This is a genomic window from Hymenobacter sp. M1-2 (assembly GCF_057808495.1).
Genome location: NZ_JBTYZO010000001.1, coordinates 317,675 through 329,006, shown reverse-complemented (window position 1 = coordinate 329,006; position 11,332 = coordinate 317,675). Strand labels below are relative to the sequence as shown.

The 11,332-nt window shown below is 55.6% G+C and carries 8 protein-coding genes; 4 read left to right on the top strand and 4 right to left on the bottom strand.

Translation table 11 applies throughout. The features are described 5' to 3' along the window. The first annotated feature begins 59 nt into the window (after nt 1-59). Nucleotides 60-1,421, top strand: coding sequence for a 23S rRNA (uracil(1939)-C(5))-methyltransferase RlmD (gene rlmD / locus ACYSMN_RS01380; RefSeq protein ID WP_488922167.1), 1,362 nt, complete (start codon nt 60-62; stop codon nt 1,419-1,421). A 1,404-nt stretch (nt 1,422-2,825) separates the two neighbouring features. Next, entirely contained in the window at nt 2,826-3,200 is a 375-nt protein-coding gene (locus ACYSMN_RS01375; protein ID WP_488922037.1) for a hypothetical protein, read from the top strand. Nucleotides 3,201-3,396: 196 nt separating this feature from the next. Here ACYSMN_RS01375 and thiL read toward each other — a convergent pair whose 3' ends face one another. Beyond that, a complete protein-coding gene (thiL, locus tag ACYSMN_RS01370) occupies nt 3,397-4,425 on the bottom strand; it encodes a thiamine-phosphate kinase (protein WP_488922036.1) in 1,029 nt (342 codons plus the stop codon). A gap of 243 nt (nt 4,426-4,668) precedes the next feature. Next, nucleotides 4,669-5,745, bottom strand: a complete 1,077-nt coding sequence (locus ACYSMN_RS01365) for a T9SS type A sorting domain-containing protein (protein ID WP_488922035.1) — start codon at nt 5,743-5,745, stop codon at nt 4,669-4,671. A 301-nt stretch (nt 5,746-6,046) separates the two neighbouring features. Here ACYSMN_RS01365 and ACYSMN_RS01360 point away from each other — a divergent pair, with 301 nt between their 5' ends. Beyond that, nucleotides 6,047-6,628, top strand: a complete 582-nt coding sequence (locus ACYSMN_RS01360) for a hypothetical protein (RefSeq protein ID WP_488922034.1) — start codon at nt 6,047-6,049, stop codon at nt 6,626-6,628. A 712-nt stretch (nt 6,629-7,340) separates the two neighbouring features. Here ACYSMN_RS01360 and ACYSMN_RS01355 read toward each other — a convergent pair. Both ACYSMN_RS01355 and ACYSMN_RS01350 read right to left on the bottom strand, forming a co-directional pair. Next, nucleotides 7,341-9,086: a M3 family oligoendopeptidase gene (locus ACYSMN_RS01355; protein ID WP_488922033.1), complete on the bottom strand. Its 1,746-nt coding sequence runs from the start codon at nt 9,084-9,086 to the stop codon at nt 7,341-7,343. A gap of 121 nt (nt 9,087-9,207) precedes the next feature. Next, nucleotides 9,208-10,314 (bottom strand): 2Fe-2S iron-sulfur cluster-binding protein, encoded by a 1,107-nt coding sequence (locus ACYSMN_RS01350; RefSeq protein ID WP_488922032.1) that lies wholly within the window; start codon nt 10,312-10,314, stop codon nt 9,208-9,210. A 258-nt stretch (nt 10,315-10,572) separates the two neighbouring features. Here ACYSMN_RS01350 and ACYSMN_RS01345 point away from each other — a divergent pair, with 258 nt between their 5' ends. Beyond that, nucleotides 10,573-11,265 (top strand): peptidoglycan DD-metalloendopeptidase family protein, encoded by a 693-nt coding sequence (locus tag ACYSMN_RS01345; protein WP_488922031.1) that lies wholly within the window; start codon nt 10,573-10,575, stop codon nt 11,263-11,265. Nucleotides 11,266-11,332 lie beyond the last annotated feature (67 nt).

Sequence of the window (11,332 nt, the reverse complement as noted above, 5' to 3'; positions counted from 1 at the left end):
TGAATAAAGCAGCTAAAAAGATTCCGGCGGAGGCACTTCGTCAGGTTGAGATTCAGGACATGGTGGCCGAGGGCAAGTGCCTGGTCCGCCTCGACAACCTAGTTATTTTCGTTACGCAGGTGGCTCCAGGCGACGTGGTGGACCTGCGCATCACGCGCAGCAAGAAGAATTTTCTGGAAGCCGTGCCCACGCACTTCCACAAGTACTCGGAGCTGCGCGTGCAGCCGTTCTGCGAGCATTTTGGCGTGTGCGGCGGCTGCAAGTGGCAGCACATCGGCTACGAAACTCAGTTGCGTTACAAGCAGCAGCAGGTGGAGGATACCTTGCAGCGGATTGGCAAAGTGACGCTGCCTACTATCCAACCCATTCTGCCCTCTCCCATCCAAACTTACTACCGCAACAAGCTGGAATACACTTTCAGCTTTATGGGCTGGCTCACGGAAACGCAGATTCAGGACGAAACCACGGAGTACGACCGGCGCGTGCTGGGCTTCCACACGCCTTCCCGCTTCGATAAGATTATCGACGTGAACCACTGCTGGCTCCAGCCCGACCCCAGCAACCAGATTCGCCTGGCCATCCGCGACTACGCCCGGGAAAATGAGCTGCGCTTCGGCAACATCGTCAAGCAAACGGGACTGTTGCGCAACCTCATCATTCGCACCGCGAACTCCGGCGACCTGATGGTGATTTTGCAGTGCTACCGTCAGCACCAGGCCATTGAGCCGCTGCTGGACTACATCTATGAGCGGTTCCCGCAAATCACCTCCCTCAACTATGTCCTCAACGACAAGGGCAATGAAACCTTCCACGACCTGGAGGTGGTCTGCTACCGGGGCGAGCCGTACATCCACGAGGAAATGGAAGGTTTGCGCTTCCGCGTCGGGCCGAAGTCCTTCTATCAAACCAACTCCGAAGGCGCCTACAACCTCTACAAAGTAGCCCGCGACTCCGCCCAGCTAACGGGCACTGAGCTGGTGTACGACCTTTATACCGGCGCCGGCACCATTGCCAACTTCGTAGCTCGCCAGGCGCGGCACGTGGTGGGTGTGGAGTACGTGGAGCAAGCCGTAGCCGATGCCCGCATCAACTCCGCAATCAACGGCGTGCAGAACACCGAATTCTACGCCGGCGACATGAAAGACGTCCTCAACGCCGACTTCACCCAGCAGCACGGCCGCCCCGACGTCATCATCACGGACCCGCCCCGCGCCGGCATGCACCCCGACGTAGTGGCCCGCTTGCTGGAAATGCGCGCCTCGCGCATCGTGTACGTTAGCTGCAACCCCGCCACGCAAGCTCGGGATTTGGAGCTGCTGGATGCCGCGTACCGCGTAACGCGCGTGCAGCCGGTAGATATGTTCCCCCACACGCACCACGTGGAGAACGTAGTGCTACTGGAACTGAAAGGCGATGCGTGAAGAGGCGGCAACCGACTTGCGTATAGTTTGGCGGGGCACTGAAGTAGGGTTGCTACACAACTCTCGCCCAGATATGTGGTACTTGGAAGGAACGTGGAAGCCCAACACAAGCGAGGAAGCCAAGCATTTCGAGCGACTAGCGGGAAACTTAGTGGTGGCAGAGACCTATCGTGACCATTCGAAGGCAATCGAAATTCAATTTTCTGCTACTGGCGCACAGGCAGAAAGTCCAGCTTTAATGCTTGGCCTTACGGATGGGTCATTATTGATTCGCATAGTTGGTAGGCGATGAATGGTTTCGTGCTGTCTCGAAGCCATTCACGGTCTATCAACTGCCAGGAAGTACGGAAAAAGCAAAGTAGGGTCTGAGCCTCAGCCTACACCCTAATGATATCTACTCGTGCGGGCATGGCCTGAACAAGACTGGCCATCTGCTCATATGCTTCCGCTGGCTCTGTACCAAAGAGGTATTGCCTGCTGATGTGCCTGACTGGCTCACGACGTACGAGGCACACCAAATGAGTGCTATACCGGCGTGAAAAATTAGTAGAGGCTGCCTCCTCAACTCTCCACTATCGCACAAGTTCAGGCGAGCGTGGGCGCTTGCTTACGCTCACGCTCGTATTCTTGAGCCTCCAAGTGAACCAGAAGTTGATCCATAGTCAATTCTCCCCCCACAAAGGCTTCGAAAAGCAACTGCTTGTAGGGGCCTGGCGTGAGAAAATTATTTTGGGTGAAGTATAGCGCAAAAGAGACGGCCATCCGGCTGTCCTGTAAGGTGCTGAGAGAAGCAGATGAGTAGCTCATTAGCTAAGGGAAGTATAATTGGAGGCTATAAAAATCGAACAATATTTCCAATCCTCCAAATGCGAATAAATTGCTTATACGGCAAACTAGCAGCATTTTTATAAAACACTAGGATTATAACCATTCAACAAACCATATTCTAGTTAACTAGCATAAGTACCAATTTGATACAAACCCCAAAACTAGCTATCCACTAATGAGAGCTGCTTATTATCGTCGAATTGGAAAGCTGGCGTGTAAAGCCATTATCTGTCGTTGCAACAGCACTAAACACCAGATGCAGCATGTTTCATTTTGAGAAAAACACTGATATCAGATAGTGTTGAGGGTAATAATTACCCTAGAAAACTATTTTTTATTTTTCGTATCAGTAGACCAGAAAAATGCTCTTGGTCGCACAGGCACCTTAACTTACTGCACCTATCAGTACACTTTGGCTCTGTGCTGCAACGCATCCGGGTTCACGCTCTTTTCAGTTCTCTTGGCTTATTTTGCCGTCACCTATCCACCGAACCACCCTACAACTTGCTTTAGTAGCAACTACCTTCTGAACCGGAAAGTAGGTAAGCAAGTCATTCATCGCCTCTATCTCCTCAAATGGACTACGCCAACGACCCTGAACTAAACGGCAAATACCTCGGCACTATCACCAAGGATTTTGCTACTGTTTCCGATACGCTGCTCGAAGCTTCTGCCCAGATTCGCAAGCAAGCCATATCCAAGTACCCCATTTTTGTTTTTGCCCGCCAAGAAGTACCGCTCGGCGGCCTGCTCATCAACGCCGACGAGCTGAACCTGGAATGGCACATCTTCGCCTCCTACCTGGAGCTCTTCGTGCAACAAGGCATCATCGGCGCCGAAGGCATTCCCAATTTCGAGCAGACCTACAAAGACCCCGACGAGTACTGCTGCCTATTCGTGCTGGATAAGGACTTCACCAACTTCGTGTTCATCCCCTACCCGGAAGACTGATCGCGGATTATGCAGATTAGTCGGATTTCACGGATTTCGGGAACAATTAAAAAACCAAACAGCCCCGCGATGCGGGGCTGTTGGTTATAGCCTAGTTCCTAGTCTAGGAAATCATAGGAGAAGATACGGGCCAGGTGCGGCCAGGATAATCGTTCCCGAAATCCGTGAAATCCGACTAATCTGCATAATCCGCGATTTAGAAATGATTGAAGCCTTGCGCTCTTAGCGGGACGGGCTGGCCGGCTTTGGTGATGAGGTTGGCGCCTTCGCTCTTAGCAACCATGTGGCCGATGATGGTGATGTCGGGGTGGTTTTTCAGTTTATCATGCGCTGTGAGCGGAACGGTGAAGAGCAACTCATAGTCTTCGCCGCCGTTGAGCATGCACATGATGGGGTCGAGGTTGAACTCCTCGGCTACTTCCAGCGTGGGATTGGCAATGGGCAGGTTTTCGGAGAAAATGCGCGCGCCGTGGCCGCTGGCCTGGCACAGATGCAGCACTTCCGAAGCCAGCCCATCCGACACGTCAATCATACTGGTGGGCGTTACGCCCAGGTCGCGCAATTCGTGAATGACGTCCATGCGGGCTTCGGGGCGGAGCTGGCGCTGGAGCACGTAGGGGTATTTACTGAGTTCTGGCTGCGTTTCGGGGTCGGCTTGCCAGGCTTGCTTTTCGCGTTCCAGCACTTGCAGACCCAGGAAGGCGCCGCCTAGGTCGCCGGTCACGCAGAGCAGGTCGTTGGGGCCAGCGCCACTGCGGCGCACAGCTTTTCCGGCCTCTACTTGGCCTAGCGCCGTTACGCTTACCGTGAGGCCGCCGCGGCTGGCGGTAGTATCGCCACCAACGAGGTCTACGTTGTAAGCCTCGCAAGCCAGCCGCATCCCTTCGTACAGTTCTTCCACGGCTTCCACCGAAAACCGGGCGGGCAAACTGAGCGCCACCACGATTTGCGTAGGTATGGCATTCATGGCCGCCACATCCGACACGTTCACGGCAACTGCTTTGTAGCCCAGGTGCTTGAGCGGGCAAAACGTGAGGTCGAAATGGACGCCTTCTACTAGCAAATCGGTGCTTACTACTACTTCCTGCCCGGCTGGCGGGGCCAAAATGGCGGCGTCGTCGCCGATGCCGAGCACGGTGCTAGGCTGGTGTAGCTGAATGGTGTCCTGAATACGGCGGATAAGGCCAAATTCGCCTACTTTATTGAGAGGAGTGACGTCGCTCATATACTTACTCGCTGAGTAGCGCTGATTTATTGAATGTTGCTGGAATATTGGACGCCGATGGCGATGCTTATTGCCTCGCGGCGGCGCACAACACTCTTGCAAAGGTATACACGGAAAGCACTGGCCTTCGTTTGGTCGCGTTGCCGCTGCTACCAAACAACAACGCCCACGAAAAGTCGCGGGCGTTGTTGTTTCAACCGTAAGGTAGCTTAAGAGGCCTACGTTGTGCGTAGCGCGTCAGGTCTACTTTACGATGAGTTCTTTGTAGAGCTTGGTCTGGCCGTCAGTCGACACGAACTGCACGAAGTACAAGCCAGCCCGCAGACCCGATACATCCAGCGTAATTTTTTCGGAAGACAAGCCGCGAGGCTGAGCCGAAATAGTCTGGCCCAGGCCGTTGATGACGACGATGGTGCCCACCTTTACATCTTTCAATTCAACGGTAGCCGTACCGCTGGCGGGGTTCGGATACACGCTAATGCCTTTGTTAAACTTCTCCAGCACCTTCAGCGGACCATAGGTGCCGGATTGGCCAGTGTAATCATTGTGCTCACCTAAGCGGGAGTAGCTCTGGCTGGCCGGGTCGACAGGACCTCCACCAGCGGGAAATGCCGAGGAGTAAGATTCCCATTCAGTGGAAATATTGTAACCAGTCCGAGCAGTCGGCGTGCCACCCTGGGGCTGTGGGTTAACACGAGTACCACCTGACACAGTACCGCGGCGAATCAGGGACTGATTCGCCGATGTAACGAGGACACCATTAGCATCCTGTGCCGACCATGAGGTGCCTGGATCTTGCCCAATTACGCCGAAGATATCAACCAAAATTGGCGTTCCTTGGCCAGCTGTGCCGCTTGTCCAACGTACCAGTGCTAAAGCATCATTCCCATTGTAATAGGCTACTCCGCTGTTGACTATCGTGTTCGGCCCGCTCGTGCCATACGGAAAAGCACCAAACTGGTCGGCTTTGTTCCTAATAGCCGTAATAGTGGCTTCCCCATTAGCATACACGAACGCAGCCAACGAATTGAGCGCGTTGCTAGTACCGGTCCTACGCACTAATTTTTCCTCTTCCGTTACCGCAGTACCACCGTTAGAATAGCGGCGGATGGAGTAAGGGTTGAGGCTGACCGATGAGGTAGTTGGATTGAAAATTTCCAGGGCGCGCTCATTGCCCGTGGAGTTGGCAGTGCCACCGTAGTTTACGCCCGACATATGTGCGCCTTCCGTGTACTCGGAAAGGAACAGTTCGGTGCCTTGGCCACGGGAAACAGTTGCCGCCAGCAGAAGCGCTGACATTAGTACGTAATGTTTTTTCATGAAAGAAAATTTGAGAGTTCAACAAAACCGGCGTCAAAGATATGCACTTTGCCTTGGCTTTATGCGTTATTGAGCCGCAAAAACAGCTTGTTAACTTAGTCTTAAAATGCTGGCTAAATGGCTATAAACTTCTGTGCTGGCCGCAGTTGTTTCCTTTTGCTTTTGCTCAGCTTTTTTAAGGCTAAAGATGAGGTAACGGCAACGCATCCGGCTCTTATCAGCGTAGCTTTATGGCCGGTGCTAGTTGTTTTTAAGATCTATTTTGGGCTCACTTCGTTTCTTGTCTTACTTTCTTCTTCATATGAGACACACGCTTTGGCTGGCATTGCTGCTAGCTGTTTCCACTGCCTGTAACCGCACCCCCAAACCGCTCGACCCCGCTTCTGCCACTGCCGCCAAGCAGCAACTCGATGTATTGCGCGATTCGGTAGACGTCCGCTGGACGCAGATGATGGCCAGTGACGACGCCAAAATAGTGGCTACCAATCAGATAATCAGTGAGCTAGAGCGCTGGCCCGCCGCTAACAAACAGCAACTACAACAGCTCAGCCGCGCCAATAATCGCCTCAAGGACCTGCGCTATCAACAGCTCACTATGCAGTCGGCCCACATCGACCGGTATGATGCGGCCCAGGATTCTTTGCTGGGTGCCCTACGAGGCTTGGTGTCGGTGCCTGGCCCCGGAGCACCGAGCGCCACCGTGCAAAATACCCTCGACACTATTGGGCAATACGACAGCCAAGTGGTAGGCTTCCGGGTGCAGTACGACCGGGCGGCCAAGCACTTCAACAACTATATCCGCCTGCACCAAAACGAGCTTCAGAGTCTGGGCGGCAAGTACAGCCAACTCGCGCCGCTGCCGCTATTCGAGTTACAGGAATAGCGGCAACTCTGGGCCTCTTACCAAGCGCCGCTTCAACAACCAGTTGGAGCGGCGCTTTTTTGATTCTCGCCCAAGACCAAGTAAAAATATTGGCGTGATGCAACCAATCTTTCCCACTTAGGCTCGTTCTCTCAAACCGACGGCGGCGCAAGCGCCGCCATTGTCTCGGTTGAGTTGGTTGTGGAAAAGGCGACCGGAATATTCCGGCCGCTTTTTTTCGGATGTTACAATTTGCTGCGCTTTTCAGCACCCCTTGCAACCGTTTTTGCATTGCACGCCTCTTGCGAGTGACACTACACTTCTTTCAAGATGCGCTATTACTACCCCTGGTTTACGGCTATGCTGGTTGGTTTGCTCGCTAGTTCCTGCTCGAAAGAGGGAACTGAAGAGCCACAGCCTGGCAACTGTAGCATCAGTGCTACGGTGCAATATCAAACTTGCAGAGTCTTGAATTGCGCTCAGCATCCTACGCTTCTCATTCTAGCCAACGGGCAACAGATCAGGCCATCTGGAGCAACATCGGCGCTACTGCTCCGCAAAAAGTAAGGATTGATTACCAATCGCTCCTAACACAAACCATATATCCTTGGGGTAACGCCGACATCACTTGCATCTGCGAGAGTAACGCGGAAACCTCGAACTGATAGATAAAAGCAAAACGCCTGACCTCAACGGTCAGGCGTTTTGCTTTTAGTGGTTTCGTCAGCCACTGCTATAGTTTCGCCATTTCGTCACGCACGAAGTCAGCTAGGGTGCGCAGGTATTCGGTGCTGAAATCGAAGCGGATGCCGGCGGCGGCGTAGATGTCGCCGATGGGTGCGGTGTAGCCTAGGGCTAGCGCGCGTTTGTAGGCCGTTAAGCCTTCTTCCGGATTCTGGCGAAAGTTGCGCCATACGGCAATGGCACCGAGCTGCGCCATGGCGTATTCGATGTAGTAGAAAGGCACTTCGTAGAGGTGCAACTGTTTCTGCCACAGATACGGCTTAAAGCCCTCCAGACCTTTCCAGCTCACAGTGCGCTGGTTGAACTCATCGAAAATCTGCTGCCATTGCTCGTGGCGTTGCGTTTCGGTGTGCTGTGGGTTTTCGTACACCCAGTGCTGAAACTTGTCGATGGTGGCTACCCAGGGGAAGGTTTCCAAGACACTTTCGAGGTGAGTTTTCTTGGCCCGGCGCAGCTCATCTTCATCTGAGAAGAACACGTCCCAGTGGTCCATGCTCATCAGTTCCATGCTCATCGACGCCAGCTCAGCTACTTCGGATGGCGGGTGCTTATCGGCGCCCAGCGGCAGATTGCGAGTCAGGAAGGAATGCACCGCGTGGCCGCCTTCGTGCAGCATGGTTACCACGTCGCGCAGGGAGCTGGTGGCATTCATGAAGATGAACGGCACGCCGGTTTCATCGAGCGGATAGTTGTAGCCGCCGGGGGCTTTGCCTTTGCGGCTTTCTAGGTCGAGATGGCCCATCTGGCGCATAGTGCGCAGGCAGTCGCCGAGGTAGGAATCGAGGCGCTGGAACACATCGATGGTTTTTTCCAGCAGCTCCTCCCCCGTCTCAAACGGCCGCAGCGGCGTCTTGCCCGATACGTCCACGTCGAGGTCCCAGGGACGCAGCTCGGGCAGGGCTAGGTCTTGGCGGCGCTCCAAATCAAGGTCATCGATGAGGGGCACGACGGTTTCGCGGATGGCCTGGTGGAAGTTGCGGCAGTCTTGCGGCGTGTAATCGAACCGGCCCAACGCGGCGAACATATAGTCGCGGAAGTTGGGAAAGCCGGCGTTCAGGGCCATCTGGTGGCGCAGGCTGATGAGTTCCGAGTAGAGCTTATCAAGCGGTTCAGCATCGCGCAAGCGCCGGGCCTGAATGGCGCGGTAGGCTTCTTCGCGTGTTTCGCGGTTGGGGCTTTTGAGGCAGTCGGCGGCGCGGGGCAGGGTCATTTCCTCGCCGTTTAACACTACCGTCATGGCTCCTGCAATGGCGGCGTACTGCTGCTGTTTGGTGCTGATTTCGGTTTTGAGCGGAATGTTTTCGGGCCGGTAGATTTCCAGGGCCTGCCGCACGGAGCGCAGGAACACGCGGTATTTCTGCTGGTCGAGTTCCGGCAGAAAGTCCGAGGCCATCATCTTCTCGTTGAGCGCGTGGTCGTAGGGCGCCACGTTGGGCTCAACCTCGCTCACAAAAAATTGGAAGGCATTACTGCGCTGTTCGTCCTGCGTGTCGCAGGTCATGCGAATGTAGCGCCACGCCAAATCTTCGCTCAGCGCTGCCTCCAGCTCCGAACGGTCGAGCAGCCACCGTTCCAGCTCGGGCCCAGAGGTGATGGTCCGGTCGCGCAATTCGATAAAATAAGGCTCTAGCGCCGCCCAATCGGTGACGGTGAAGTCTTCGGGCAGATAGTGTCGGGGCGGACGTTGCGTGTCGGTAGCCGAGGCAGCCTGCAGTTCGGTGGATGGAATCATCATAAGAGGAAAAGATACGAGGTAGCACGGAATACTGTTCCGCCTGTGAGCATCGCGGCGGGCCTTGGCAGCTTAGTACGGCCGCGCGCTCCACTCGTCACACAACAGATTTAGGCGCCAGAGGTTAGTCGATTTCAATCACCACATCCGACGTCAGCGGGTGGGCTACGCACACCAGCACGTAGCCTTGCTTCATCTCGGCATCCGACAATCCTTCGCGCTCATCCAGATGCACTTTGCCCGAGAGGCATTTGCCGCGGCAGGCAGTGCACAAGCCGGCCTGGCAGGAATACGGCAGGTCGATGTCTTCATCAAGGGCGGCCTCCAAAATAGTCTGGTTGGGTGCTACCGCCAATTGGTACTCCGTGCCTTCATAATTGATGGTGACGGTGCGGGTGGCGGACTCGCCATCATCGTCAGCGGCAGAAACATCGCCGTGGCCGTTGGGCTGGGCAGCCGCGGCTTCCTGCGTCTCGGCCGCGGCTATGAAACTCTCGCGCCGAATTCGGTCGGCGGGTACGCCTAGCAGTTCCAGCGCGGCTTTAGCTTCGGTCATCATGCCTTCTGGGCCGCAGAGAAAATACTCGGCCTGCGCGGGCGGCACCTGGCGCTGTTCCAGAATGCGCAACAGCATGGTGCGGTTGAGGCGGCCCGTATGTTGATGCGGCGCGACTGGGCCCGTGGGCTGGCTATACACGTGCTCTACTTGCAAGCGGCCGCCGCTCTGTGCTTCCAACTGCCGCAGTTGCTCCCGGAAAATCACCGACGCTTCGTTGCGGTTGCCATACACGAGCAATACTTGACTTTGGGGTTCGTCGCGAAGGACTGCCTTCAAGATGCTCATTAGCGGTGTAACGCCAGAACCAGCGCCTACCAGCACCAGCGAGCGGGCCGTGCCGGGGTTGGTATCGAGTGTGAAGTTGCCGAGCGGCGCCATCACTTCCATTTGCTGGCCCACGCGCACCGTATCGAGCAGGTAATTGCTAACGAGGCCGCCCACCACCCGCTTCACCGTAACGGACAGGCGCGGCGCTTCGCTGGGCGTGCTGCTGAGCGAGTAGGCGCGGCGCTCTTTCTTGCCGCCGGGGCCACAGGGCAGAATCAGAGTTAGAAACTGGCCGGGGGCGCAGGCAATCGGCTGCCGGGTGGGATGTTCGAGGTGAATAGTAACGGCGTCGTTGGTTTCCTGGGTTAGTTCAACAACGGTAAGCGTAAGATATGGGCTGCTCATCTGAGGACTTGAAAGCTTGGGGGCTTAAGGATTTGAAAATCGGGTGGGCTACAAAGTACGGGAATCTGTGGCGTATGCGTTAGTTTGCGCCGCCGGGTGCGGGTGTAAGATGTTGCCATTGCCACGCCAGTGCCTTGCTGGTGGATGTCTTCCTGCATGCACCGATGCCGTATAATCTTTTGTACTCCTTGTTCTACGTAGCGCCCCTGGAAAGTCGGCGTTCCTTTTTTGTGCCTATTGGGGCACTAGCTGAAGCATATGCTACATTCTCTGCTCGAGCGTCACCAACACGAGTTTGGCCCGGTACTGCCCGTCGATCTGAACGCGCCCGACGTGGCTCGGCTCGACTTCTCGGCCGCCAACCCGCTCATCCGCGACGCCGACTTACGCGATACAGCCACGTTTGAGGCGCTGGTAGCACAGCTACTGGCCGCGCATAACGCGCACATTGGCGTGGGTGGCTACCTCGAAAACCGCATCATCTATCGCCGCAGCCCGGGCCTTTTCGGCGACCCAGCCTTGCCCGCCCGCTCTTTGCACCTGGGCGTAGACGTGTGGCTGCGCGCCGGTACGCCGGTGCTGGCGCCTTTGGCCGCTACGGTCCACAGCGTGCAGGACAACGACAATTTTGGGGACTACGGCCCCACCGTCATTTTGCAGCATGAGTTGGAAGGCGAAACCTTTTACACGCTCTACGGCCACCTGAGCCGCCGCGAAACTATGCTCCTTCGTCCGGGTATGGCCGTTGAGAAGGGCGACACTTTCACGGAAGTAGGTCCGGCGCCTGAAAACGGCGACTGGCCCCCACACCTCCATTTTCAGGTAATTGCCGATATGATGGGCTTGGAAGGTGATTTTCCTGGGGTAGCGCAGCCTGAAGAGCAACAACAGTGGGCCCTACTTTGCCCGAACCCCAACCTGATTCTGCAAAGCTGCTGGCTGCAAGACTGAGACCTGCTTATCCTTATAAGTACTCTGCATTGCGTAGCCGGTAGTTGAGCCTCAACGGGGCAGTATG

What these genes read in the sequence shown, in the direction of transcription:
- ACYSMN_RS01360 (WP_488922034.1), top strand. Translation starts at nt 6,047, where the DNA reads ATGAGACACACGCTTTGGCTGGCATTGCTGCTAGCTGTTTCCACTGCC.
- ACYSMN_RS01350 (WP_488922032.1), bottom strand. Translation starts at nt 10,314, where the DNA reads ATGAGCAGCCCATATCTTACGCTTACCGTTGTTGAACTAACCCAGGAA.
- ACYSMN_RS01355 (WP_488922033.1), bottom strand. Translation starts at nt 9,086, where the DNA reads ATGATGATTCCATCCACCGAACTGCAGGCTGCCTCGGCTACCGACACG.
- thiL (WP_488922036.1), bottom strand. Translation starts at nt 4,425, where the DNA reads ATGAGCGACGTCACTCCTCTCAATAAAGTAGGCGAATTTGGCCTTATC.
- ACYSMN_RS01365 (WP_488922035.1), bottom strand. Translation starts at nt 5,745, where the DNA reads ATGAAAAAACATTACGTACTAATGTCAGCGCTTCTGCTGGCGGCAACT.
- ACYSMN_RS01345 (WP_488922031.1), top strand. Translation starts at nt 10,573, where the DNA reads ATGCTACATTCTCTGCTCGAGCGTCACCAACACGAGTTTGGCCCGGTA.
- rlmD (WP_488922167.1), top strand. Translation starts at nt 60, where the DNA reads ATGGTGGCCGAGGGCAAGTGCCTGGTCCGCCTCGACAACCTAGTTATT.
- ACYSMN_RS01375 (WP_488922037.1), top strand. Translation starts at nt 2,826, where the DNA reads ATGGACTACGCCAACGACCCTGAACTAAACGGCAAATACCTCGGCACT.